Here is a 22,932-nt window from a genome sequence, read left to right as displayed (position 1 = left end):
CATTTTTGGTCTAAGGTATTCTTGTTGATGTTCTTACCGGACTTTGTTGCATCTATTTCTAAAGCTTAGGAGTGTTTCCATGAAAAAACTTAACAAAAGTATTAAAGGCAAGCTGGGCATGGCATTGGGCGTGGCTGCGGGCGTAGCAGTAGCGCTGGTTCCAGAACTGGCATTCGCGCAGGCAGGTACATCGATTGGTGACGTTGCCATGAATGCGTCCAAGAGCATCAACGGCGTACAAGTAATGATACAAGGTGCCTGCTATATGGCGGGTGTAGCGCTGGCAGGTGGCTCCATGTTCAAATTCAAGGCGCATAAAGACAATCCTCAGCAAACGCCTTTATCCACGCCTATCGTCATGCTGGCTGTGGCTGCAGGCCTGCTGTATCTGCCATCCTTGATGTCTACTGCAGGTCAGTCTCTGTGGGGCGGTTCACAAAATAGCACCAAGGTTTCTTATGAATACAGTAGCTATGGCACTGCTCCTTAAGCTCCCTGCCTGAAACAGAATGATGTATAACTGTGTTTCAGTCTTTTAATGCTGCATGTCAGTATAGAAAAAATTCTGAGAATTCAACTCGCATTTTTGTCCGTATAGCATGAAATTCTGAAAGCCAGCAAAAAGCCTCGCAGGCCCTGTCTGCGGGGTTTTTTTGTAGAAACGCTTACAGAAACGCGATGCCAGGCAAGTTCTTATGCGGTGGACAGTTATCCATGCAAAAAGTAAAGTGCTGATCACCCATATGCAATAAGTTCTATTTGATCGGAGTATGTATGTCGGTTGTAAATTCTGTTCTTGAAGGTGTTGATGAATTCGTCTATTGGGCAGGCTCCATGTTCAGGAGCTCTGCTTCTGTTTATTGTGAACTGGAAACTACAGACGATGAAAGCACCTTGGTCGCCAAAGACGGCTCCCTGATCAGTTTTATACGGGTCGATGGCGCAAGGTTTCTGGTTGGCGTGGAAGAATTTGCTTCCATTCACCGCTCGCTGATGCAGGGGATAGAAGCTTTCTTCGGTAATCCAGGCCACCATATGCAAATCGTCTTTGGCTGTGACAAAGATTTTGTGGTGCGCGACATCACTTATGCCCTTGATGGTTCCAGGGAAACAGCCAGGAACCTGCAAATGGATGTGCAGGACATGTTCGATGCCAAAGTGGCGCACATGTCGCAATATACCTCGCATGAAGAATGCTACCTTGTGCTGTGGACTCATGGATCATCCATGACCAAGGCCGAATCCGCTTCAGCGAACAAAGAAAAAGTCCAGTTCAACAAAGACCATAATGTGCCCGTCATGAAGCACAGCCAGTACCTGTTCGCCGCGATCCGTGAACTGCGCGACAGACACAGTTCTTTCAAGCGTTCAGTCAAGCTGGAATTGGAGACAGCCGGTCTGGATTGTGAAATCCTTGATGCGCATAGTGCCTTGCGTGTGGCACGCATGTCTTACGACGCTGATTACACCGACGAATTGTGGAGGCCAAGGTTGCTGGGTGACAAGCTGTCTCCGCGTGCTTTTGAAAATCCACATCCGCGCGATATTTCAGACATCCTGTATCCGCGCATAGAACACCAGATCATGCCGCGTGATGCAGAAGAATTGAATGGCAAGTGGTTGCGCATAGGTGACCGCATCATTGCGCCTGTGCATGTCTATCTCTTCCCCAAAGACATCAATACCTTCCAGAGATTGTTTGCCCGCATCAGGGAGGCGGACCTGCCATGGCGTTATTCGATGATGATGGAAGGTGGCGGCGTACGCGGATTTGGTATGAAATCCATGATAGCGGCGCTGATCTCCTTTGCTTCAGCAAACAACAAACTGGCCAATAATGCGGTGCAGGCCTTGCAGAATTATCAGGACATGGAAGGCGGCACTGTCGTCAAAGTGTCGATGTCGTTTGCCACCTGGGCACCAGTCGGTGAAGAAAAACTCTTGCGCAGCCGTGAACAAAGACTGGCGCGCGCCATCGAAGGCTGGGGCGGCATAGAAGTGTTCGACAAGAGTGGCGACCCGTTCGAGGGCGTTGCCTCCACTCTGGTCGGCTTCTCGACCAAGAATATGGGTACGCCTGCAATAGCTCCATTGCCGGACATCGTCTATATGATGCCACTGCAGCGTCCGGCATCGTCGTGGAAAGAAGGCGCAGTATTATTCCGCTCCCCGGATGGCAAGCTGTGGCCTTATCAGCCTGGCTCCAGCAAGCAAACGACCTGGATTGATATTATTTTCGCGAAGCCAGGTTCGGGGAAGTCTGTACTGTCGAACATGTTGAACTGGGCAATTTGCGTGATGCCTGGCCTCAAGCGCCTGCCACGCATTTCCGTGATTGATATCGGCCCTTCATCAAGCGGTCTGATTTCCCTGGTCAAGGATGCCCTGCCACCGAATCTCAAGCATCTGGCCAATTATTTCCGCCTGCGCATGACGCCGGAATATGCCGTCAATCCCTTTGATACACAGCTTGGCTATCACTACCCGATACCGCAAGAGCGCGCATTCCTGGTGAACTTGCTGACCCTGTTGACCATGCCCATGGGTAAGACCGAGCCCTACGATGGTATGCCGGATATTTGCGGCATGGTGGTCGATGAAGCTTACCGCCTTTATTCGCCAGAGAAAAGCCCCAAACGTTACTCTGAGCATCAGGATGAAAAAGTCGATGCAGCCGTCAGGTCGCTGGGCTTGCACACTGACGAAATTACTACATGGTGGGACATCACCGACGAATTGTTCAGGCACGGCATGGTGCATGAAGCCATCCTGGCCCAGCGCTTTGCCGTCCCCAATATGAATGACCTGACATCGGTTGTGCAGGATCAGTCTTTCAGGGACGTGTATACCAAACCAAAGACGGCGACTTCCGAAACCATCGTCGATGCGTTTTCGCGCATGATACAGTCAGTCTTGCGTGAGTATCCGGTACTGACATCAACTACCAGGTTCGATATTGGTGACACCCGCATTGTCGCGATTGATCTGGATGAAGTGGCTAAATCAGGTGGCGCTGCTGCCGACCGCCGTACCGGTATCATGTATATGCTGGGCCAGTTTATAGGTACCCGCAACTTCTTCTTCAATGAAGAGAATTTGCAGGAATGCCGTCCTCTGTACAAGGCTTACCACAAGAGCCGCGTCGATGAAATCAAGGAAGATCCTAAACGGGTTGTCTTCGATGAATTCCACAGGACAGAAAATTCACCGGTGGTGCGTGACCAGGTGTTGGTATATATGCGTGAAGGTCGTAAGTGGGGCGTGCAGGTTTGCCTGCTGTCGCAATCCATGAATGACTTTGATAAAGAGATGGTGGAGTTTGCGACGTCCATCTTTGTACTGGATGGTGGTGATGCCGCCCAGGTCAAGGAAATTGGTGACCGTTTTGGTTTGTCAAAAACCGCCCGTCATGCGCTGGAGTCTGGCCGCGTTCACCCGCCGCGTTCTGGTGGTTCGACTTTCCTGGCAATTTTCTCGACCAAGAAACACAGGAACGAGCAATTGCTGACCAACACTGTCGGCCCCATGGAATTATGGGCATTCTCAACCACGCGCAAGGACACCATCCTCAGGGACAGGCTCTACCGTGCTATCGGGTCTTCCAAGGCCAGAAGGGTATTGGCAGAGAACTTCCCTGACGGTTCAGCCATGGATGAGATAGAACGCCGGGAGCTCGCCAGAAAATCCGCTACCGGCATGATAGGTGAAGATGACGACACCAATATCATTGAAGCCATGGCTGAGGAACTGCTGACGTATTCCCATAAAAAAGACCATGAAGAGAAAAAGCGGGCAGCAGCACTGGTATAGCGGAATCAAACATAAGTAACTGAACTGAAAACGGACAGCAATTGCTGTCCGTTCTGGTGTGAGCATGCTGATGACTGTTGGCGACACGCCCATCATGCTGGTTGCGGCTGATGCCGTGGATAGTCTGCCAATGCCTGTTTTCTCTGCTTGCGCAGCATCCTTCGACGGCACTGTTTGTCGCAAGTAAATTCAATCATGCTTTGCTCTCAATTTTCCTGCAAGCAATGCATGTCTGGGTCTGCCTGAATCTTGCGGCCAGCAGGGTGAGTGCGCACGCCGTTGCAAGAAAATCAGAATCTGCTGCACCCTGAAAAATACTCTGTTTCAGAGCTTTAATTTCAACAAAATCTGCAAATATTTTATGCTATCATTGTCTTAAAGTTTTCGTATTATTTTGATTTTCATTCGTAGAAATGGAAATAAACAGGTTTTTCAATAGCATGCCAGACCAGTGCAGATGAAAATCCTGCACCAACAGGGCTTTACATGTTGCGCGTTGAATGCGCGCTTGCAACTCAGAGACTTCATCCATGAACCAGATCAAATTTGCTGTTAGCTTGTTAGTTGTTTCTGCAACCCTGGCTGGCTGCCAGACGAGAAATCCCAAGGTGGCAGAAGACCAGAAATCGCGTTTGTCAGAGACAGTGACTTTGCAGCAGCAATTGTTATCAACTGCCGATGCGATAGAGCGCAATTCGCAATTGCTCGCAGAAGCGAGCAATACCCGCGTCGCAGTTGAAAAAGCCCAGCTCTCGCCCGCGCAGCAGGTGAAGATGGATAAGGCGGCCAATACCAAAGAACCCTATGGCATGACGGCAAAAATCAGCTTTGTCTGGGAGGCCGGGCCGATACAGGAAGTGGCACGTCAGATGGCAATACGTTCTGGCTATGAATACATGCAGCCTGAAGGCAGCGTCCCCGCCATACCTGTCATGGTGAAGATCAATGCCAGGGAACAATCCATCGCTTCCATCTTGCGCGATGCCGGTTTGCAGGCAGGTTCACGTGCAGATATCGTGGTCGATGAAGCAAGAAGAAAAGTGCTGGTTCGCTTCTTTGACTAATATTGATAACGGGTCTTGTATGTTCAAATTAAGTCAAATTGCTGTTGTATCCTTGCTTGCACTATGTGGCGCCTCTGCCTTTGCCTACGATAGCAAAGGTGAGCCCGTCACTGTGAATCTGAATGCCGGCAACACGGTCAGAGAATCTGCCGCGCCGACACTGGATGATTTTTCTGCAGACAATATTGCCAAGGCCAAGCGCAGTGAAGATGATCCGTTCAAGGGTAGTGATATCCGCGACCTGCGTGTAGCTGCCGTGCGTGAAGCTGCCTATGGCCTGGGCATACGCAATGGCCTGGTTGCCAGGTCTATTCTGATCAAGGAATTTTTGTACCGCCACCGTTCAGAGATGGACCGGATATTCAACTTTGCACCATTGATGCTCGATTGCGGCAAGGAAGAAAAAAACCGTTACTCGCAAAAACTGATTGCTGAACGTCCTAACGAAAATTGCGTCATGCAACCACCTGTCATACTGGGTGCAAAAAACCTGTTGAGCGACAAAGATGGTCAGGGTGATGTGTTGCGTTATTCCAAGGCCAGCTTCCGCATCAAAAAGCAGGCACGCCTGATCACCACCATTCCTATCTGGGAAAATTATCTGGTGTTTGATGCCGGTACGCCAGGCAATGATGTGCACCCCAGCCTGTTCCCTAAAAGTGATGAAGAAAAGCGGGTTTGGAACCTGGCACTGGCAGAGGGCTGGGACAAGGGTGTCGATCAGGCAAATGCGATTTACCGGCAAAATCTGGCGATGCTGAATGAAGATTTTTCCGGCATGCAGCGCTATCAGTATCTGTTGTTGCAAAACCTGGTGACCAAGCCCTTTGTCTCGCGCAATCGCCTTGGTGTCACTGGCAATGGCAAGACCGGCATATCGATTGATGATATTACGCTGACGATTACCGAGCGCCCTGAATTCAATTTGAATTCTAACGACTGGATGCTGTTCCCCAGCTTTTGATAGCGAGTTAATTATGTCCGCGCTTGTACAGCCCATTGCACTTGCTCCCAAGCCAGCAAAAAACCAGGATGTCAATTTCGATCGCGAAGCGGTCGAAGCACGTTATGCATTCAAGGATGTGCCCAATACCTTTGAGCAAAACTCTTTTCGCAGATTACTGCAGCATTGCCTGGACATAGGTGTATCTGATATTTATCTTAAGACGGGTGACCCGGTCAAGGTCAGGGTAGGCAAGCCCATCTTCAAACTCACCAAGCGCAGCCTGGAAACCAGTGAACTCAATACCATCGTCACTGAGGTCTATGGTACCAATGGTCCATCCAAACTCGGTAGCGGTGAAGCGATTGACTATGCCTATGAATTAAAACTGGAAGGGCAGCGTGGCGTATCCGTACGCTTTCGTATGAATGCCACCGGTTGCCTCTCGCCTTCAGGGCCGGGTGTAGAAATCGTCATGCGTCCTTTGCAGGAAAACCCGCCAGAAATTTCTACCATGAAGTTGCCTCCTGAACTGATGGAGCAACTGTTCCCTGAAATTGGCCTGGTGCTGGTAACGGGAGAAACCGGTTCAGGCAAGACTACCTTACTGGCGGCGGTCATCCGCTACATCCTGGAACAGCCGGAGTCGAACAAACGCATATTGACGGGTGAAGATCCTATTGAATTTGTCTTCGATAAATGCAAACGCTATTCATCAATGGTGGCCCAGCACGAGATAGGCCGCCACCTGAAATCATTTTCAGAATTTATCCGTAATGCAGTGCGCCGTGATCCGAACATCCTCATGGTCGGTGAAATGCGCGATCATGAAACCATCAATGCCGGGATTATGGCGGCGCAGGTGGGCAAGGCGGTGTATTCCACCCTGCATACCAACTCGGTAGGACAGACCTGGAAGCGCATGGTGAATGTGTTCCCGCATGAAGAGCGGGTATCCAAGATGGTCGATCTGATCGATACCACCAAGGTGATCCTGACTCAGCGCCTGGTTGCTTCGACAGAAAAAAATGATGACGGTAATTTCAAACGTATCGCCTTGCGTGAGTATCTTGTGTTTGATGATGAGGTCAAGACTCGTCTGATAGAGCAGGTAGGCGCTGATGTGAACATGTTGCCCTTCCTGACGCACTCTATCGTCAAGGAAAGAAAGCAGCTACTGGTAGATGAGGCCAGGCGTTACTACCGTGAAGGCATGATTTCCGAGATTGAATACAAAAAATATGAAGTCAGTGCCAGCCAGGCAGAACGCATGCTGGGCAGTGACTGACCCTGACAAGGAGTTGAGATGGCAAATAATATAGATGACGGCACCGCGAAAGTAATCTGGCGTGACTCTGCCAGGGAGTTGCGTTTCCTGGGTATTAACTATGTTGCAGTGTTCCCATTGGTGTTCTGGTTATTGCACGCCAATATGTTCACCTTTGTAGTGGCTGTTACCGTGATTGTGGCATTGACGATACTGGAACGTTTCAAGTATTCACCAATGGTGGTGTTTCGCCTGGTGCGTTGCTTTATCGGTGGCAAGGTCCGTTATGCAAAAAACTGGAATGAAATGAAGCGTTACCGTAGTTAGCATTGCTTTGAGACTCATGTGCCATGTCGGCATGTACCCTGGATGGTGTATGAGTCTTGGCATCAAATAAGAATTTAATTTTTGTAGCGTTGCGCTACCGGAGTAATTACTGATGAAATATCCACGCAATTTATTGAGCATTCTGGTTTCCAGTATTTTTGCCACTGGGTTTGCGGCCTATGCGCCGGTTGCCTTGGCGGGCTTTGAGGTCGTCAGCAATTCCAATACGCCTTATGTCTATCAGATATCTGGTGCGCAGAGAAAAGTGGTTGATGTCCGTGAAGAGCGGGTAGTGGGCGCAACCGCCAATACCCTGCATCATGGTCACATCGACATGGACATGGTGATGATACCGGTGGCTGCCAACAAGGGTGTCGATATGCTCACAGGCTTGCGCGGTATCGTGCCGGAAAGCCAGGGCTGGCGTGTGTTCGCGCTGAAAGGCGTGAATCTGCGGAACAAGATAGAGTGGAACAGTGCCCAGACCTGGGTGATTGCACTCGATGGTGTGCTACTCAAGCACAAGCTGATTGCCGATATCAACTGGGAAAGCCGTGAAATCACTTTGGCACCCATGTCCAACCGCAACTACGCATCTCAGTTGCTCAGCCAGGGCAAGGACAAGAGCATACTGCGTCATGTGACCGTCAGGCAGCAATTTGAGACACCTGAGCCTCTGATCGCTTTGCGTCTGCAACCGGCGCACGCTGCGATTACAGAAGCGCGTGCAGTACCGATTGCGAGCGTGGATGTACCCGTGCGTGCACTGGGTGAAGTCGGCGACAATCGCGGCAGCGCCAGTGTTGGTGTCAAGGTAACTGATGGCACGATAGACAGCATGATCAACCAGCGCGTGGAGCAGGCAACCAGGGAAAAAATGGCGCAACTCGAAGCGCTGGAGGCACAATACCGTGAAAAGCTTGAGCAACTGAATGCCCGCAGCCAGCAGGTCAAGCCTGAGCCCTCATCTGCTCCTCAGGATGCGACCACGACCAAGCCAGTTGCACAACCTATCAGCTTTGAAGATGGCGATGCCAAACCCACCTCTGCCACCAGAATGATGCGTGCTGACTACCGTTTCCCGCGGCCTGCCGCAGGCGGCTATAGAATGAGCAGGATGGATTTGCCCGCAGCAGTTGCAGGTGCAGATGAGGCCAAACCAGCTATGACCAAGGCCAGGTTTGCTGCCGCAGAGGCACAAGCTACTTCATCAGTAGTCGATAATAATGTCATCACAGAGGTAGCGACGACCACAGCCAATAGCAGCGTGATCTCTTTCCCGGTGCAGGCGAATGTGGAAGTGCAGGAGGCTTCCCGCACCAAATGGGAAATTTCATTGAATGACAAAACCTTGCGCAATGCACTGTTGCGCCTGGCATCAAAGAATGGTTACTCGCTCTCTTACCAGACCAAGGATCAGGATATCAAGATGGGCGGTACCTTCTTTGGTACTTTTGATGGTGCCTTGCGTGAAATCGAAATTGCTACCGGCAAGCGTATCCGTCAGGTGGAGTCAAGGTTGCTGGGGCGCTTGATTATCGTCACCGACTAAACAGAGCATAGACAAACAAAAAAGCACCGCAAAATAAATGAATGCGGTGCTTTTTTTATTTACTTTTTATGTACTTCAGATGGCGGAGCGATGCGCAAAGCTGTGCCATAAATTACTGCGCGAAGCTTCAATTTCCCGACGTTCTTCATGTAGTTGGGCGACCAGGCCACGTATGCCGTTCAAATCGCCTAAAGCCAGTCCTTGCTGGCGTATCAGTTGCACCAGTTGCAGGGATTCCAGGGTATCGAGTTCCAGGCCGTCATTGACGAGGATGCCCAGCACCTTTGCTGAGAATTCGTCTTCCCAGATTTCAGTGGCATTGCCTATGCGGCGGACGATGGTAGATGCAGCCGGGTCAAAAGACTCTTCCAGGCCTGCACTCATATTCTCAATGAAGCGCAATCTGTCTTTAACGCCATCTGACAGCGTGAATACGATTTTTTCACTACCCTTGTCCTTGATCAGGTAAAAGCATGCGTTTTCAATTTCCATTTCTGATTCCCGTATTGGCCTGTTTCGCATCCTCTGTTTCCAGCCTCAACTCATGATGGATGGGGGAGAGGGTATTCAGTATTTCCCTGGCTTTGACACCGATTTGCTGTATGTTCTTTTGCAGATGTTCTGAGCGTTCCTGGCGTGAAATATCAAAGGCCAGCAATCCAGCGATATTGATGCTCAGTTTCCGGAATGTCTGCAGTTCCTTGAGCAGTGTCTGGTTTTCGGGTAATTGCAGTGATTCTGGTTTGATATCTTTGGTATCAATACCCGTCAGCCTGGCTGCAGCATCCACACGGGCAGCCTGGGTATTGAGACTGGTTAATTGTTTTTGTATCAGGAAAAGATTGCAGCGCTCCACAGCCCCGGCGTACTTGACATCAAATGATTGCGGGTTGCAGGCCGCATCTGAAGCAGAGAAGTCAGGTTTGCTGCCTGATTGTAAAAGTTGGTTCAATTCTTCCAGCCTGTTCTTCGCCATTGTGCCTTCCTCCCGGATATTCATACCGCGCTCCTTGTTCAACATGGATGAGATATCATCCTGTGCCAATGCCCTGATGGCGTCGTCCCTGTAGCAGCCAGCATGGCCGTCTTCATCACGCTTTTGTTCCAGCGTGTGCAGAAAAAGTGCGTAACTCAAAATGTCTCCCCTTCTTCACTGATCAGGCGTGGTACCGGGGCATGATTAATCCATGCATCCAGGCTCAGTTCGTAGGCCAGGAATAAATCAGCCTGTTGAATAATTTTTGATGTCCATGCTGCTGGAAATACCAGCCACACGCCAAAGACCCGCAGTAAACTCATACATTGCAAATCGACAAACCGGTCCGGCTTATTTTTCAGGCTGGCACCATAGACATCATTGACTTGGGTAGTCAGACGCAAATCCAGGCCACCACCCAGCATGAAGCTTCTGATCACAAATGCAAAAAAGAGCAAAACGTAAAAGCCAGCCAGTATTTCAAAACGATACGCAATGTTTTTTACGACCAGCAATAAGACTGGCATTGCCAACAGTAGCCCGCCTAGCAAAAGATAGCTCAGCAATACCAGGCTGACACGTGCTTTGGAAGCCATCAGATACCCCAGTTAACCGCGATAGCGAGTAAAACCAGCGCACTGCAGCTACACAGCTTGACACGTAGATTCCACACTACTTCGCGGAAGTTTTTCTCGGGACCCTGGCCCTTCACATACACCCGGTAATGCTGTGTCACATGGGTGATCACGTAGATCATCAGTGGGATGATGACCAGCGAAGCGCGCCCCATTCTGCTGGCTTGCTCTATCAGGTGATATGCCATGGCCAGTGCAAAGGTGGCCCCGCTCAGGCCCAGCAGATAAGCCATCAGGTGACGGTCATAGATGCCGCCTGCCATCGTATAACTATGGTCTTCATTGGTCATGGTGGAGACTTCCAGCATCGAGGTCAGCCTGACCGAATACACCATGACGCCGAACATATAGACCAGCACAATCTGTGTTGCAAACAGTGGCAGCATGGTGTCAAGTGTGCCAGCAACTGCGGGGATCAGATAAAACAGAGGAAAGCTCAGTGCATCGACCAGCCATACCTGACGCAATACCAGACCATAGATCAGCGCCAGTGCCGCCATGGCCATGATGAACCAACTGCTATGGATGCCCTTGGTATATACACTGGACAGGATGGTTGCCGTGACAAACAGCACGATAGCCAGGCAGGCAATGACTTTCCAGTCGAAGTGCCGGGACAACTGTCTTTCAGTATCAGACAACAGGCGTACATTTTTTTTCAGGCTGATCGCCGTGATCAGCAATTCGGAAGCGATACCGGCCAGCAGGAAAGGAAAAAAGAACCAGAAAGAAATGGCGAGATAATTGGTGTCAAACAGCTTTCTTGCATAGAAAATCCCCATCAGGGCGAAAAAGCCTGAAGCCCAATGTGGCCACCGGGCCAGTTTCCAATACTCCATTCGCGACCTCGTTTATTCTTTTACACAGTTTCAGCCAGGCGGCTCTCCGGCAAGATGTCTTGCGTGCCGATAGCGCATGAATATGCCGGGCGCACAAGCCTGGCTGGCAGGCACGCGCACAAAATACCCAAATGAATATTTTCATTTAATCATGAGAGTTTAACTCAATATAAATACAAAATAAATCGCTATTGGAAAAGAATCATTAACCGGAAAATGCATTACTATTTCATTTATTCGTCAAATTTGCATTGATAGCTAATGCAATCTTGAAACTACAGTGAAATTTGGACTGGCAAATGCAAAACAAGACTATGTGGAAGATGTTTCTTAAGATTTCTGGAATTTTTCTGATTTCCGGCCTGATGTTTGCCTGTACAGACACTGGTAAATCCAAGGAATTGATGCAGGCAGCCATGGCAGCCCAGCCCGAAGACAAGAAGATTCTTGAGTTCTTCATGTACACCTGCCCGCACTGCCGTGCTGTTGAGCCCAGCGTTAATAGCTGGCAGGCCAAGCAATCTGTGTTGTTTCAACAAGGCATTTATGCGTTCGAGCAGATACCGGCAGTTTTTTCTGCCAACTGGCGTAATGACAGCAAGGTGGGTGAAAGAGAGGCGGCGATCTTTTACACACTGCGCAGAATGGGGCTGGAGCATCAATTGCGTGCCAAACTGTTTATCGCCATCCAGGACAAAAGCCTGAATGCGGGTGATCCTGACTCTATCCGCAGTTTTTTGCAAAAAGAGGCTGTACCGGTGGCTGAATTCGTCACTACCATCAAGAGTGCTGAAATAAAGGCAGACGTGAACCGTGCCGAAATGCTGACCAGGCAATATGGGGTTTACTCGGTGCCTGTGTTCATCCTGTTCAATCGCGCGCTGATCCTGCCGCAAGAGTATGCCGACAACCAGGCGGTCGAAGCCGCCTTGCTGAGTCAGGTGAAAGAGTTTTATACTAAGAATGCCGGCAAGCCATCGGCATTTTGAGCAGGGATCAGGTCTGGATAATCGAAGTGATTTTGCGCCTGCTGCGTTCGCGCAGGGAGCATTCACGCAACTGGTCGGCCAGTTTTTCCAGGTCATCAATGCCATAGATGCTGATGACCGGCGAGCTGGCATCGGATGACCTGAGCCTGATACTGCTATAACCCGCCAGGCGCATGCCCAGGGGCTTGTAGACATCAAAATGTTCTATCGTGAACAGTTCCACGCTTTCCATTAATTTGGACAATACGCCGTGCTCTATCTTGATGCGCTGGGTGGTGATCTGGTAAGTGACAGAGATACTCTCCATCCAGTAATAAATAAAGGCAATGCCGAGAGTGCAGATCACGGCCAGCCATTGCCAGGCGCTATAGATGACCGCAGGGTGTCCTGAATACAGAACATGTTCTGTCTCTGCCTCTTGATCGACCGCAGCCGTTTTCAGATTGGAATTGCAGAAGCGGCATTTTAAGGCGCCAACTTTAATGGTTTCGCGGCATACCGGGCATGGCATGCTCTCTTCATTGTATTGCTCGTTCATTCATATCCTTGTTTATAGGGAGGCAACTGACGAAAGCTTATTCTATTGCTTCAGGACTGGGCATGCCGGATATAAATGCAAAAAAACGCAATTATTCTTCGTCTTCATAAGGTGTTGGTGCGCACATATCCTTATATGGCGTTGGCACTGGTGTGGGTATGGCAGGAATATTGGTGCTGGGCAGCAATTCTGGTAGCGCCAGCACGCAATTCTGCGTGGGGTGGGCGACTTGCCCATTGAGCATGGCGTCACCATGCCGCAAATGCCACAAGGCGTGCAGGCTCATCTCCTTGGTGTCGCGGCGACCATCAGCATCCATGTCGAGTATGCTGCCTGGCGTGATATTCGGGTCTTTGAGGTCAGGCGCTCGCTCAGTGTCACCAGGTCTGACTAAGTTCGTACTTGCTCTTGCTTGGCTGGAATTATTCATTTTGTCTGCGGCCTGCTTGGTCTGAAGGGGCGCAGACTGCCAGTTCAGCATTTGCGCAGCGTCTTCTTGCTTAACGCTGATTGCAACCGGACGCCGGTCATCAGCATTTTTCTTGAATTTATTGACTATTATTTAGTAATACTCTGCATATTTCAAGCAAGTTTTTAATTTCCATTCATTCTTTTTGCCGCCATTGGCTGATTATCCACGGCCAAGAGGGGGCAATAATTAGAATTGTTTGCAAATATATTATTCTTGATTTTGTTACTTTTGTTTGTATAATCATTGGCTTGATGTGAGCTTGCAGTGCTTGTTGCGCCGGAAGGGGTATGTTGCCAGGGTTTTTGTCTGAGTGACGATGTCAGATGCACTATTCTCGTGAGCCTCGATTGGCTTTTTTAACTGTCGTATTTTCAAATGACTGAAAAGGTTGAGACTGATGTGGCGGCATGAACTTGATATGGTTTCTTCCCTTGCCACTGAAAGTGCGGTTGCTGCACTCGGTGATGTGGGAAAGATCATTTCGAATAATGCCGGTACTCCAGACCCTTTAGTGTATTCAGGTTTGTCTTATGCGACAGATATGTTGCGGGTCGCCGGATTTGTCGCACCTACGGTATTCGCCAAAGAAATCCAGCATACATTTGCACAAGCCGTACTGGGAACGCGGGAGGTGCGTGCATTCAAGCGCTCAATGACGATACTGACTTCATATCTGAGAGATGCCGTACGCTTTGGTGCGGGGCCTACTTTGTTTTTTTATGAAGAGGTTTTGCTGTTGTCTGATGTCTCAGGCCGCTTGCCACCGGCTTGTGGCAATTTCTTTGCTCCTTATGTGTTCTGGGACATTGAGGATGGCTTGTACAAGAGCGTGCAACATGTCTGCCATGGCTTGTCGCGTGAAGCCTATCAGGCTGCTTTGCTGGCTTTTCTGCGGAACAAGGATGTTGCGGGCCTGGAAGTCCTGGCTCTGCAATTTGTCAACGTTGCAGAGGCGAATGAGAGTGCTTGCAGTTATTCTTTGTGCAGGGTGCTGGCAGCTTTTTTTGTCGTGGTCACCAGCAGTGATGCGTTTTTGAATCAGGATGAAATGCAATTGTTTTCCATGGTGGATGCTGTGTTCTTCAAGCAGTCAGACCCTGGGCATTTGCCTGAACCTGGATTTATATCGCGCCTCTTGCACGTGATTGCAAAGTCAACAGCAGATGCACCCATGGTGCGCGAGATTCAGACTTATTTCAGGCTGGAGGGCTTGCTGTATGGAGCTGCTCTGGGGCGGCGGGAGTCTATTCGCGCCTGAGGCAGGTCCTGCGGGAGCTGGTTCGTGTTCAATTTTGGCGCTAATGGCTTGCATTTATTTAACGTTTATATAGGGAGGATGTATGGCATTGCCAGTCCTGGCCAGCATGGCCGCAAAATATGTAGGTCAAAAAGTGATGGAAAAAGGCGTGGAAAAACTGGCAGAGTCTGTCATGTCTTCCGGGGTGTTGAAAGAGGGGCTGGGCAAACTCGACAAGGGCGGCAAGATGGATATGCCATTCACGCCCTCAAAGATGCTGATGTCTTCAGTTACAGAACCGCCAGTCAAATCACTGGCGAAAGATGCTGCATTGTCGATGAAATAAGCCGGACACTGGCAGGTCTCATGCGCTAGCTGCCTGATGTTGTATCAGGGTAGCAGCCTGCTTGTAAGTAAAATGAGGAAGGCAGATAATCTGTCTGCCGTGATTGCTTGCGTGCGCACTCGTCGCGGCTCATACCCTCTACCAAATTTGCCTGCTTGGCTTGCCTCATGAAAATTTCGGATCTTGTTTTATTCGTCAGAATCTGGTTGCTGATGGCAACGCTGTGGTTCTTTGCCGCCGCCATTGAACGTTTTACCTATCCCTTCAGGTATGAGGGCGAGATCGCGGCTGCTGAGGTGCTGAATCCCGTTGGCGATTGCAGGGGCTTGTCAGCCAAGACCAGGATAGCCTGGCGCCTGGCCGAAGATAAGAAAACGATAGAGTATAAATGCCCGGCATCGCGCCCCTGGCCATTTTATGCCACCAGTTCAAGCACAGAAATACCCAAGTCAGTAGCTCAGGCCATTGCCGATAGCAAGAAGAGTGCAGTGAGCGCGAAAGAGGTAAGGCAAAAGTAGGTGGCAGCCAGATAAATGCCTGCACTTTTGCATTACATTTTTGGTGTGCTTCTGGCAGTGGCAGTTTGTTCAAGCTTTTGATTGATTAACTCAAACAGTTCAGGTTCTACCTTGGTCCAGTTATCACCATTGAGTGTGCTGACAGTCGCATCATTCTTGTCGCTGGCATTCTGGTAGGGGCCTATCACGCTGAACTGGGAATAGCCGCCTGCTTCACGGCGCAGTGTGAAGAAATCACCTTCCACGTCTTTGTAGGTGCGTTCTGCAAACTTTTCATCGCCATCACTGCCGTAACCAAAATCAATGACTTCCAGTTTGGCTGGCATGATGCCGCTATCAATATTGCGTTGATGTGTTGCTGTGTCTTCGCGCTGTTCAATGAAGTTGACTTGAAAGCTGCCGCCCAGCATGGCACGCTTGGAAATTTCTGACAGCGCATCGGTGATCAGAGAGGCCGCATTGACGTTCTCCAATGCGACTTCATGAATATCTACACTGATCTGATGTGCCGATTTGTCACCATCGACACCAGGATTAATGGTGATGGCAACATTACCGAATTTTTCCAGTTTTTCAACTTCGGCACGAATTTTATTGTAGCGCTCGAAAATATCAGTACTGATCAGGCAGGCACCGGTGACTGTGATGGCAAGCTCGGGCTTGATTTCGAGTATGCCCTTTTCGCGCAATATATTGGCGATTTCGACACGCGCATACATTTGAATTTGCTTGGGGTCTTCAAAGTAAAGTACCCCCGAAAGAACGCGGTCTTCTTCCGATTCAACATATTCAAAAATGCGGTCTAGTTGCTCTGGAGAGACAAATTCAGGATCAACTCCATTACGGCGAAGTACATCAAGAATATCTTCCTCCGTAAGATCGATAGTTGAGCCACTCATCTTTGTCCTCTTGCTCCATTCGAGCAATTTTTTATTTTTAGCACGCGAGATATTACGAAATTAAAGTAGGAAAGTCAAACTCTGACCATCCGGCCGCGTGCGCTGCTGTGTTTCATGTCTTGCTTCATTGCAGTCATCAATATCAAGCGATGCAAGTATCCGTACACGCACCAATTCAAATCAATTTGTTTGCTCTGATGTCACTCATATCCAGAGGAATGAGTGCGACAAATTTTTTTGATATACCGCGTGCAAATGAGGGCGTTTTTCAAAAAATCAACCGGTAAAAACGCAAGCTTATTATTTCCAGACTGAATTCAGGAGCAAGCGCAACGCTCATCAAAAACGTCCTGTGAGCGGATTCGTTGACATAGCTAAATTTGTGAAGCACGCGCACGACTTTTCATGAGCTACATTGTCGGGCATAAGTGCGCTCTTGGCATGGACCTTGTGATCGTCTTACAAAATGTAACACAATGACGTCTGATATTCGCCGCAAAGGCCATAACATGGCTCAAAAGTGAGTGCAGTAATGCATGCATGTCTGCCTTTTATCTACCTGTCAAAGTAAAAAATGCAAATACTTCATGGTGTGTCTGCACATTAAAGAAAGGCAGGTGTTGTTAAGTGTGTATACGAATCGCTGGACGAGCCCTGATTCAGAATATACTAGGACGCATTTCGTCCATGCTCACTAAATGAGTTCCGTTTCGTAATCATTGTTTTTGTCGAGGAAGTCTGTAATTGAAATCAAGTAAAACTGTGCCTGAGAAAATAGCGAAAGTGACAGCACGACGCAAGTCACCTGCCAAGGAGGAGGTGGTGGATGAAGTGTTTCCCGAGCTTATGATAGTCGGCACCAATATCGCAAAAAATAAAAGTTACTACCTGGCACAAAAAGCGCTGATACAACGTGTGGCGCACGGCGTATATATACCCACTGACAAGATGGCGGATGGCAAGGCCATTCTGATGCGGCATGCGATACGCCTGGCCAGTCTGCATTTCAAGAATGCAACGGGGCTATGTTATTCAAGTGCTTTCACGCTGGAAGCGATCAAGTCTGAATCGGGGCCGCCCTTGGTGTTTGTCGCAGGTGAGTACTCTTATGGTCTGGAGCTGGGTGAGGGCGATATTAAACTGATGCTGGTGCAATCCCTGCATCCTCCGTATGAAATGCTCAAGACCAATGGTGATTATGAGTTTTACGAAGACAAGATATGTTCCGACCCCATCGGTGAATTTGTCGTCAAGGTGCCGCGTCCTGAGCTTCTGGTTCTGCATAATTTTGAGCGTGTCAAAGAGTGGTCGGAAAAAAAGATTGCCAGTGGGAATTTAAAGAAGTTCGTCAACTGGATAGTTGATGCCAGATATGGCGGTTCCATTCCTGCTTTTTCGGCAAATTTTGCCGAACTGGCGATCAAATGCAATCGCCTGGAAGAGCACGACCACGCCGTCACAGCCCTGCTTGCAGAAGGTTTCCCCATGTCTGAAAGGTACTTGCGGAAAATCGTTTGACTTTTGATTTTCATTCGCCTAAACTTTGTCTCATATATGGGGTGGTGCTGCTGCCTGCGCCACAAAATGCGAATGTAAAGTTGATGATTTCTTTGTCCTGCTTTTGCGCCGGATACGTGCACAATTGAATGAATGGACAATCAACTGACCGAGATGTTTTGCCAGATTGCCTGCCCGGTGTGGCAGGTTGCATGAAAGCATCTTGAGTCTGCATTCGTCCGGCCTGCAACCAGTCTGATCTGGTCATGCAGAAAGCCGGTGCATACACCAGTCACATATATCTGTATTGAACAGTAAAGCAGCCAATGGCTGCTTTTTTAATTTACTTGCGTAGAGCGTTTGCTGTGAACCTGGAATCGAATCTGCTCACTGGTGAAGAGGCCGTGCTTATAAAGCCTGCAGAAACGATTGCCCTGCAAAAAGCAGTGCAACTCTGTGTGCAATATTTGCTGGATGTGCAGATGATTTTGGATGCAGAAGTGATTGCACCATTTTGCTTTCGCAACTGCATGATTTTTCTGTCAAGACCAGACGGGCAGTTGCAGGTGGATGTTGCGGTGTCTGCCGCAGTTGTGTTGGACTATGACATCAAATCCCTGCATGTGAACACCCGCTATGTCATGAATGAAATGATAGCCAGGGCAGTTGGCATGTATGGCTCGGATGGGCAGCAGGCCTTTGCGATGTCTTTCCTGTTTCGCGATGGCTGCGGTCTGGTCAAGCTGGAGCAGTCGGGTGGTTACGCGGTGAATTTAATAGAACGTGTGCCGGTATCGCTGGATTATCAAGTCGGATTCGCTGTATAGAGGAGTGACAGGTGAAAGTTTTTTCTACGGTGGTAGTGATGACAGCGCTCGCAGTGTCGGGCTGTGCCACGCGGCAAACAACAGCGCAGTATCGTGAAGTTATTCCAGAAAACAATTTCAAGGGCATAGTCGAATTACCGGCGAAGTCGCCTTCACCCTTCATGCGCGACATGAAGCTGGAGCCTGCGCTGGCTGCAGACCATGCCAAAGCAGATCCCGTGACCATGAATTACACCTGGTTTTATGAACGTGGCCAGACTCTGGGGCAGCATGTGGATGCCTGGGCGCATCGTTATGCCTTCCGCTTTGAATCCCGCATCCCGCTGGGCTGGGACCCCTACGTGCAGTCTGATGGCAGCTTTGTTGGCAACCTGTATGCCGCCATGGAAGACCTGGCTTATTTTTCCGATGAGGGAAGAAATAATTTCCACCAATATCAAGACACCAAACGCTTGCGTGCAAAAAGTGTGCAGATTACGGTGTTTGAAAAAGAGCGTTATATCCGTATAGAACTCAGAGATGCGATGGCCGAAGCTGCTGAAGCGCAGCGTGATGAGCAGGAGCGTATCGCAGCGGAAAGGGCGGCTGGCAAGACGGCCTTCGCTGACTATTTCCGTTCAGGTAAATAAAGCCCATGGTTTACGCGGCTACTTCTTTCTTTATCCTGGGTTTGCTGTTGCTGGGCACGCGCATGTATGTCCCTGCGGGCGGTGGCAAGCCTCAAGTCTTGCAATATGCTGGCCTTGCAGCTTTGCTGCTGATCGTACTTTCTTGTGCAGTGGTGGCTTATGCCGGCATATCTGGTAATAGTGGCAAGAGTGGTGAGACTGCGGCGACGGTAAGTGGTGATTTTGGTTTGTCTGGCAATGCTCAGGCGAATACTGCAGTACCGGCCCTGGATATGTCCAAACCCACAGGCGCACCGCAGGAGCTGGCTGGTGGAAATGCCACGACCACGCCTGCTACTGGAGCTGCTGCGCAAAACCCGTTTGGTCAAAAAGATGCAGCCAGTGGTGTTCCTTCCGTGTTTTCCATGGCACAGGCCAGCCAGATCTGCGCGGGTTTTTCTGACGTTGCCATGGGCGCATTGCTGGCCGGGTCACGTGGCGAGCCTTTCCCGCCTTATGAAGAAAAAGCCCGGCAGTTGAGTGAGCAGGTCATGCGCCTTCCCTTTGTCCGTGAAGCGGGTAGCAAGCCCATGCAGTACATCAGTACCTTGTTTGGCACTCTGGTTGAAGACCAGTACTACATTTCTCCGCAAAACCGTGCAGTGCAACTGGGTTTGATAGGCAAGGTCGATAAAAAACTGGCACTGGATGCCATGAATCAGGTCTGCGAATTGAAAATTCTGGAGATACGTGCCAAATGAATGCAGCAGTCACGAGCGCAGCAGGCAACATCAATGCCCTGCCTGTATTGCGCGAGACCATGGAGTCTCTGCTTGCGCCACAGTATATTTTCTTTGCCAATAATGCGGATGGTCGTGTCCATGATGGCATCGTCTATGGCCGTAGTGAAAATGACTGGGTATATGGCGAAGAGGGCTTGTTTCCCGCCATGCTGTATCTGGCGGAGCGGCACTATAAAGATACCTTTTTTGAAGGCGACTATGCCGTCGCGCCAGCGCAAGACACGCTGGCCCCGGGTTTTGGCATAGACTGGATTCCTGATCCCAGTTTCCAGAGCCGCACGGGTTATCGTGCACAGATTTCAGATGCTGGCCTGCTGGTGTCGCCTTCCGTGATTTTATTGTTTGTACATGACGCTATCGAACGTATGCATCAGTACAGTTACCGTAAAGTGAAAGACTGGCGTTTTGAGATAGATGATGGGCGCTTGCTGGAAGAACTGGAAGAAAAAAAAATAGTCAATGCCAACGGCTTGCTGGATTTATTCCAGATGGTGCTTACGCCCATGCCTGAGCCTGTAACGGAAAATACTTAATCGCTGCTGTTTGTGGAGCTCCAATGACGGAAAAAAAAGAAGCATCGCCACTCAGGCGCAAACTTGTTCCTTCTGGCGATGCACAGAAAGCGGCAGGTATTACCCGGAGCGCATTCAAGCGCTTGTTTACCAGTGCGCGTTCGGAGAGGGAAGAAAGTTTCAATGAAGCGCAGGAGCGCCTTGGCTGGACTGAGGATGATATTGCCGGATTTCTGGCATACCGGAAAAAAGAAACGACTATATATGCCTTGCTGACAGCAATCGCTTTCCTGTTTGCCTGCGGTTCCCCATATTCAGAAAACCCTGTCACACATCTGGTGACTTCCATGGCAGTCATGCTGATGATAGGTACCAGATGGCTGGTCGCCCATTTTCGCCTGACCCAGATACGTCACCGCGCTCTTTTCTCATTTGCCGAGTATCTGGGAATACTGTTTCCCTTCCTGTCTGAAAGTGTCAGGGAAATCAGTGCCGGGCTGAGCGAAAAAAAAGAAACCGATGCGGGCAAGCGTACAGAAGAGTCTTCCAAGGTCATCGATCTGAACAAGAACCACAATAATAGTTGAGGACAGGTTCGTGGATGCCTATATTGCGCCAGTAGATACCAGCTCTGAGCCAGCCTTTTACTCCTGTATTAAAGGTGCTTCTGAGTATTACAAGGTGCCAGCCATGGCACTGCTGGCGATTTATGCGCAGGAGCGCGGTTCATCGGTACGTACTTCAGGCAATGCCAACCGTACGCAAGATTATGGCCGTTTCCAGATCAATGATGCGAGCTGGAAGCAGTACCTGGCTGAGCATCGCATTCCCTTGAGCAGGGTATTGAAAGATAACTGCCTGAATGCCTATGTAGGGGCGAATATTTTCAAGCTCAGGTATCTCACCTGCAAATCGGATGTGTGGTGTGCAATAGGTTTATATCATTCGGCGAATGAGCCTTACCGCTCCACTTACGTAGGGAATGTATATAAAAAATATCAGGCAATTCAACGAGACACAGAATTTTTGAACTGGTTCCGGTCACTGGCTTTGTATGATGCCAGCAAAGGCAGATGGGAATATTTAATCGCAGGAGCAGGGCATGCCGCCACCACAAGCAGGTAATTCCGGTAACGACACTTCCAACGAAGGCCTGTGGGCCATGCTGCTGTTTGCTGCAGGTGTATTGATACTCTGGTTTGTCGGCAAGGGTTTCATTGTCGGCGCAGTTTTCCTGTTCCGTTCTTACGTGACCGGGCCGTTGATAGGCTTGTTTGATGCCGATGTGCGTGCGGCAGTCGATTGGATGGGCAGCGTACCTTACGGTCAGGTGGAGTACAGTGAGTTCGCCGCCAATGGTGAATTGATCGGCAAATACACCAAGATACCGGCGATGCTCTTATGTGTGGCCATGGGCGTCTATATTTTCTTCAAACACCCATCGCAAAAATTCAAACGCCGCTGGGATATGTTCAGCCTGGCAAAAAAAGAAGTGGCATTGTGGCCCTGCATTACACCAGTGCTGGACGCCAATCTCCTGAAGGTGCCAGTGGAGAGTGGCCGCTGGGCCTGGAGCACGACTCCCAAGGAGTGGGTAGAAAAAAACCAGTTATGGGAAACCTATCAGGAGATTTCGCCTGTCAGTGGCTTGCCGGTTGATAAGCGCCGTCTTGACCGTGCCAGCGCAGAGGTCGCATTGATCAGACAGCTTGGCCCCAAATTTGTCTCGTTCAATGATTTGCCGCCCTATCTTAAAGCCTTGCTGGGTTCTTTCATGGCCAAGATCAGTGGTGACAAGAAAACTGCGCTGAAGATATTGAATCAGTTATCAGCATCAAGCACGGCAGCAGGTGTTGCCAGCAATGATCTGTCGGTGAAGCTGGCACTGGAAAAATTCGATACTGAACTGGGCCTGGCTTGTTTTGAAAAATATAAAAATACCGAAGCCATCGTAAAGATACTTGCGCGCCATGCCTATATGGCGACTGCCATGCTGGCCCTGCTGGACAAGGCACGCAGCAGTGGTGTCGTGGCCTCAGCCGAATTCTTATGGCTCAAACCAGTCAACCGCACGCTGTTCTATATGTTCAATGCCCTGGGACGCCGTACCTGCTGGATGGAATCGGCAGGCATATTTGCCCATTATCAGGCCGAGCTGCAGTCAGGTGGCAAAGTAATGAGGCCCTATGTCAAGACAGCGCTGGATGGCCTGGAGTCTTATCTTGATGAATACCTCGATACCTATGGCAGCCAGGTGTGATGGCTTTTGAATT

The 22,932-nt window shown here is 49.7% G+C and carries 28 protein-coding genes; 20 read left to right on the top strand and 8 right to left on the bottom strand.

The genetic code is table 11. The features are described from left to right. Window positions 1–79: 79 nt before the first annotated feature. The 3 genes from UNDKW_RS25495 to UNDKW_RS30905 all read left to right on the top strand — a co-directional run bounded on the left by UNDKW_RS25495 (window position 80) and on the right by UNDKW_RS30905 (window position 3,997). Window positions 80–490 carry a type IV secretion protein IcmD gene (locus tag UNDKW_RS25495; RefSeq protein ID WP_162061037.1) on the top strand — a complete coding sequence of 137 codons (411 nt, stop codon included), beginning with the start codon at window positions 80–82 and terminating at the stop codon, window positions 488–490. A 284-nt stretch (window positions 491–774) separates the two neighbouring features. Beyond that, complete coding sequence (locus UNDKW_RS25490) at window positions 775–3,810, top strand: type IV secretion protein IcmB (RefSeq protein WP_162061036.1); 3,036 nt, start codon at window positions 775–777, stop codon at window positions 3,808–3,810. Window positions 3,811–3,874: 64 nt separating this feature from the next. Further along, window positions 3,875–3,997, top strand: a complete 123-nt coding sequence (locus UNDKW_RS30905; RefSeq protein ID WP_255431526.1) for a hypothetical protein — start codon at window positions 3,875–3,877, stop codon at window positions 3,995–3,997. A 180-nt stretch (window positions 3,998–4,177) separates the two neighbouring features. Here the strand turns inward: UNDKW_RS30905 and UNDKW_RS25485 are convergent, their stop codons facing one another. After that, window positions 4,178–4,342 (bottom strand): hypothetical protein, encoded by a 165-nt coding sequence (locus UNDKW_RS25485; protein WP_162061035.1) that lies wholly within the window; start codon window positions 4,340–4,342, stop codon window positions 4,178–4,180. Here UNDKW_RS25485 and UNDKW_RS25480 point away from each other — a divergent pair. From UNDKW_RS25480 to UNDKW_RS25460, 5 genes are all read left to right on the top strand, one after another. Next, a complete protein-coding gene (locus UNDKW_RS25480; RefSeq protein ID WP_162061034.1) occupies window positions 4,341–4,874 on the top strand; it encodes a DotD/TraH family lipoprotein in 534 nt (177 codons plus the stop codon). The genes UNDKW_RS25485 and UNDKW_RS25480 overlap by 2 nt on opposite strands. 19 nt (window positions 4,875–4,893) lie before the next feature. Then, entirely contained in the window at window positions 4,894–5,838 is a 945-nt protein-coding gene (locus UNDKW_RS25475; RefSeq protein ID WP_162061033.1) for a type IV secretory system conjugative DNA transfer family protein, read from the top strand. A 13-nt stretch (window positions 5,839–5,851) separates the two neighbouring features. Then, entirely contained in the window at window positions 5,852–7,105 is a 1,254-nt protein-coding gene (locus tag UNDKW_RS25470) for a type IV pilus twitching motility protein PilT (RefSeq protein ID WP_162043624.1), read from the top strand. 18 nt (window positions 7,106–7,123) lie between these two features. After that, complete coding sequence (gene icmT, locus UNDKW_RS25465; protein ID WP_162043623.1) at window positions 7,124–7,411, top strand: IcmT/TraK family protein; 288 nt, start codon at window positions 7,124–7,126, stop codon at window positions 7,409–7,411. A gap of 112 nt (window positions 7,412–7,523) precedes the next feature. Then, the gene (locus UNDKW_RS25460; RefSeq protein WP_162061032.1) at window positions 7,524–8,963 is read left to right on the top strand and encodes a hypothetical protein; all 1,440 of its coding nucleotides are present in this window, start codon (window positions 7,524–7,526) and stop codon (window positions 8,961–8,963) included. A gap of 75 nt (window positions 8,964–9,038) precedes the next feature. Here the strand turns inward: UNDKW_RS25460 and UNDKW_RS25455 are convergent, their stop codons facing one another. From UNDKW_RS25455 to UNDKW_RS25440, 4 genes are read right to left on the bottom strand one after another with little or no spacing between them, the layout of a single operon-like run. Further along, on the bottom strand, window positions 9,039–9,455 hold the full coding sequence (locus tag UNDKW_RS25455) for a hypothetical protein (protein WP_162061031.1): 417 nt from the start codon (window positions 9,453–9,455) through the stop codon (window positions 9,039–9,041). Continuing rightward, complete coding sequence (locus UNDKW_RS25450) at window positions 9,445–10,098, bottom strand: hypothetical protein (protein ID WP_162061030.1); 654 nt, start codon at window positions 10,096–10,098, stop codon at window positions 9,445–9,447. Before UNDKW_RS25450 ends, UNDKW_RS25455 begins: the two co-directional genes overlap by 11 nt. Continuing rightward, window positions 10,095–10,535 (bottom strand): hypothetical protein, encoded by a 441-nt coding sequence (locus tag UNDKW_RS25445; protein ID WP_162061029.1) that lies wholly within the window; start codon window positions 10,533–10,535, stop codon window positions 10,095–10,097. The genes UNDKW_RS25450 and UNDKW_RS25445 overlap by 4 nt, the downstream gene beginning before the upstream one ends. Continuing rightward, window positions 10,535–11,413: a hypothetical protein gene (locus UNDKW_RS25440; RefSeq protein WP_162061028.1), complete on the bottom strand. Its 879-nt coding sequence runs from the start codon at window positions 11,411–11,413 to the stop codon at window positions 10,535–10,537. The genes UNDKW_RS25445 and UNDKW_RS25440 overlap by 1 nt, the downstream gene beginning before the upstream one ends. A gap of 299 nt (window positions 11,414–11,712) precedes the next feature. Between UNDKW_RS25440 and UNDKW_RS25435 the strand changes: the two genes are divergently transcribed. After that, window positions 11,713–12,402 carry a thiol:disulfide interchange protein DsbA/DsbL gene (locus UNDKW_RS25435; RefSeq protein ID WP_162061027.1) on the top strand — a complete coding sequence of 230 codons (690 nt, stop codon included), beginning with the start codon at window positions 11,713–11,715 and terminating at the stop codon, window positions 12,400–12,402. A gap of 7 nt (window positions 12,403–12,409) precedes the next feature. On the opposite strand, the gene UNDKW_RS25430 is transcribed toward UNDKW_RS25435, so the two are convergent. After that, the gene (locus UNDKW_RS25430; protein ID WP_162043616.1) at window positions 12,410–12,940 is read right to left on the bottom strand and encodes a PH domain-containing protein; all 531 of its coding nucleotides are present in this window, start codon (window positions 12,938–12,940) and stop codon (window positions 12,410–12,412) included. Between the two features lie 91 nt (window positions 12,941–13,031). Beyond that, window positions 13,032–13,370 (bottom strand): hypothetical protein, encoded by a 339-nt coding sequence (locus UNDKW_RS25425; RefSeq protein WP_162061026.1) that lies wholly within the window; start codon window positions 13,368–13,370, stop codon window positions 13,032–13,034. A gap of 460 nt (window positions 13,371–13,830) precedes the next feature. Between UNDKW_RS25425 and UNDKW_RS25420 the strand changes: the two genes are divergently transcribed. The 3 genes from UNDKW_RS25420 to UNDKW_RS25410 all read left to right on the top strand — a co-directional run bounded on the left by UNDKW_RS25420 (window position 13,831) and on the right by UNDKW_RS25410 (window position 15,513). After that, window positions 13,831–14,670, top strand: a complete 840-nt coding sequence (locus tag UNDKW_RS25420; RefSeq protein WP_162061025.1) for a hypothetical protein — start codon at window positions 13,831–13,833, stop codon at window positions 14,668–14,670. An 82-nt stretch (window positions 14,671–14,752) separates the two neighbouring features. Then, a complete protein-coding gene (locus UNDKW_RS25415) occupies window positions 14,753–14,995 on the top strand; it encodes a hypothetical protein (protein WP_162043613.1) in 243 nt (80 codons plus the stop codon). Window positions 14,996–15,162: 167 nt separating this feature from the next. Then, window positions 15,163–15,513, top strand: a complete 351-nt coding sequence (locus tag UNDKW_RS25410; protein WP_162061024.1) for a hypothetical protein — start codon at window positions 15,163–15,165, stop codon at window positions 15,511–15,513. Between the two features lie 32 nt (window positions 15,514–15,545). Here the strand turns inward: UNDKW_RS25410 and UNDKW_RS25405 are convergent, their stop codons facing one another. Beyond that, complete coding sequence (locus UNDKW_RS25405; protein WP_162061023.1) at window positions 15,546–16,412, bottom strand: hypothetical protein; 867 nt, start codon at window positions 16,410–16,412, stop codon at window positions 15,546–15,548. Between the two features lie 744 nt (window positions 16,413–17,156). Between UNDKW_RS25405 and UNDKW_RS25400 the strand changes: the two genes are divergently transcribed. The 8 genes from UNDKW_RS25400 to icmP all read left to right on the top strand — a co-directional run bounded on the left by UNDKW_RS25400 (window position 17,157) and on the right by icmP (window position 22,919). After that, on the top strand, window positions 17,157–17,930 hold the full coding sequence (locus tag UNDKW_RS25400; protein ID WP_162061022.1) for a hypothetical protein: 774 nt from the start codon (window positions 17,157–17,159) through the stop codon (window positions 17,928–17,930). Between the two features lie 305 nt (window positions 17,931–18,235). After that, window positions 18,236–18,736 carry a hypothetical protein gene (locus tag UNDKW_RS25395; RefSeq protein WP_162061021.1) on the top strand — a complete coding sequence of 167 codons (501 nt, stop codon included), beginning with the start codon at window positions 18,236–18,238 and terminating at the stop codon, window positions 18,734–18,736. Window positions 18,737–18,747: 11 nt separating this feature from the next. Next, on the top strand, window positions 18,748–19,365 hold the full coding sequence (locus tag UNDKW_RS25390) for a hypothetical protein (RefSeq protein ID WP_162061020.1): 618 nt from the start codon (window positions 18,748–18,750) through the stop codon (window positions 19,363–19,365). Between the two features lie 5 nt (window positions 19,366–19,370). Next, complete coding sequence (locus UNDKW_RS25385; RefSeq protein WP_162061019.1) at window positions 19,371–20,105, top strand: hypothetical protein; 735 nt, start codon at window positions 19,371–19,373, stop codon at window positions 20,103–20,105. Further along, window positions 20,102–20,680 carry a hypothetical protein gene (locus tag UNDKW_RS25380; protein ID WP_162061018.1) on the top strand — a complete coding sequence of 193 codons (579 nt, stop codon included), beginning with the start codon at window positions 20,102–20,104 and terminating at the stop codon, window positions 20,678–20,680. The genes UNDKW_RS25385 and UNDKW_RS25380 overlap by 4 nt, the downstream gene beginning before the upstream one ends. A 23-nt stretch (window positions 20,681–20,703) precedes the next feature. Next, window positions 20,704–21,246, top strand: a complete 543-nt coding sequence (locus UNDKW_RS25375) for a hypothetical protein (RefSeq protein ID WP_162061017.1) — start codon at window positions 20,704–20,706, stop codon at window positions 21,244–21,246. A 10-nt stretch (window positions 21,247–21,256) separates the two neighbouring features. Beyond that, entirely contained in the window at window positions 21,257–21,784 is a 528-nt protein-coding gene (locus tag UNDKW_RS25370; protein ID WP_162061016.1) for a lytic transglycosylase domain-containing protein, read from the top strand. Further along, window positions 21,762–22,919 (top strand): type IVB secretion system coupling complex protein DotM/IcmP, encoded by a 1,158-nt coding sequence (icmP, locus tag UNDKW_RS25365; RefSeq protein ID WP_162061015.1) that lies wholly within the window; start codon window positions 21,762–21,764, stop codon window positions 22,917–22,919. The genes UNDKW_RS25370 and icmP overlap by 23 nt, the downstream gene beginning before the upstream one ends. Window positions 22,920–22,932: the final 13 nt, after the last annotated feature.

The organism is Undibacterium sp. KW1, from assembly GCF_009937955.1.
Taxonomy (GTDB): domain Bacteria; phylum Pseudomonadota; class Gammaproteobacteria; order Burkholderiales; family Burkholderiaceae_D; genus Undibacterium.
The sequence above is the reverse complement of the archived record's forward strand: the minus strand, read 5'-3'. Positions and strand labels throughout refer to the sequence as shown.

Coding starts and splice junctions, on each gene's coding strand:
- UNDKW_RS25495 (WP_162061037.1), top strand. CDS start 80: ATGAAAAAACTTAACAAAAGTATTAAAGGCAAGCTGGGCATGGCATTG.
- UNDKW_RS25490 (WP_162061036.1), top strand. CDS start 775: ATGTCGGTTGTAAATTCTGTTCTTGAAGGTGTTGATGAATTCGTCTAT.
- UNDKW_RS30905 (WP_255431526.1), top strand. CDS start 3,875: ATGCTGATGACTGTTGGCGACACGCCCATCATGCTGGTTGCGGCTGAT.
- UNDKW_RS25480 (WP_162061034.1), top strand. CDS start 4,341: ATGAACCAGATCAAATTTGCTGTTAGCTTGTTAGTTGTTTCTGCAACC.
- UNDKW_RS25485 (WP_162061035.1), bottom strand. CDS start 4,342: ATGGATGAAGTCTCTGAGTTGCAAGCGCGCATTCAACGCGCAACATGT.
- UNDKW_RS25475 (WP_162061033.1), top strand. CDS start 4,894: ATGTTCAAATTAAGTCAAATTGCTGTTGTATCCTTGCTTGCACTATGT.
- UNDKW_RS25470 (WP_162043624.1), top strand. CDS start 5,852: ATGTCCGCGCTTGTACAGCCCATTGCACTTGCTCCCAAGCCAGCAAAA.
- icmT (WP_162043623.1), top strand. CDS start 7,124: ATGGCAAATAATATAGATGACGGCACCGCGAAAGTAATCTGGCGTGAC.
- UNDKW_RS25460 (WP_162061032.1), top strand. CDS start 7,524: ATGAAATATCCACGCAATTTATTGAGCATTCTGGTTTCCAGTATTTTT.
- UNDKW_RS25455 (WP_162061031.1), bottom strand. CDS start 9,455: ATGGAAATTGAAAACGCATGCTTTTACCTGATCAAGGACAAGGGTAGT.
- UNDKW_RS25445 (WP_162061029.1), bottom strand. CDS start 10,535: ATGGCTTCCAAAGCACGTGTCAGCCTGGTATTGCTGAGCTATCTTTTG.
- UNDKW_RS25440 (WP_162061028.1), bottom strand. CDS start 11,413: ATGGAGTATTGGAAACTGGCCCGGTGGCCACATTGGGCTTCAGGCTTT.
- UNDKW_RS25435 (WP_162061027.1), top strand. CDS start 11,713: ATGCAAAACAAGACTATGTGGAAGATGTTTCTTAAGATTTCTGGAATT.
- UNDKW_RS25430 (WP_162043616.1), bottom strand. CDS start 12,940: ATGAACGAGCAATACAATGAAGAGAGCATGCCATGCCCGGTATGCCGC.
- UNDKW_RS25425 (WP_162061026.1), bottom strand. CDS start 13,370: ATGAATAATTCCAGCCAAGCAAGAGCAAGTACGAACTTAGTCAGACCT.
- UNDKW_RS25420 (WP_162061025.1), top strand. CDS start 13,831: ATGGTTTCTTCCCTTGCCACTGAAAGTGCGGTTGCTGCACTCGGTGAT.
- UNDKW_RS25415 (WP_162043613.1), top strand. CDS start 14,753: ATGGCATTGCCAGTCCTGGCCAGCATGGCCGCAAAATATGTAGGTCAA.
- UNDKW_RS25410 (WP_162061024.1), top strand. CDS start 15,163: ATGAAAATTTCGGATCTTGTTTTATTCGTCAGAATCTGGTTGCTGATG.
- UNDKW_RS25405 (WP_162061023.1), bottom strand. CDS start 16,412: ATGAGTGGCTCAACTATCGATCTTACGGAGGAAGATATTCTTGATGTA.
- UNDKW_RS25395 (WP_162061021.1), top strand. CDS start 18,236: ATGGCTGCTTTTTTAATTTACTTGCGTAGAGCGTTTGCTGTGAACCTG.
- UNDKW_RS25385 (WP_162061019.1), top strand. CDS start 19,371: ATGGTTTACGCGGCTACTTCTTTCTTTATCCTGGGTTTGCTGTTGCTG.
- UNDKW_RS25380 (WP_162061018.1), top strand. CDS start 20,102: ATGAATGCAGCAGTCACGAGCGCAGCAGGCAACATCAATGCCCTGCCT.
- UNDKW_RS25375 (WP_162061017.1), top strand. CDS start 20,704: ATGACGGAAAAAAAAGAAGCATCGCCACTCAGGCGCAAACTTGTTCCT.
- icmP (WP_162061015.1), top strand. CDS start 21,762: ATGCCGCCACCACAAGCAGGTAATTCCGGTAACGACACTTCCAACGAA.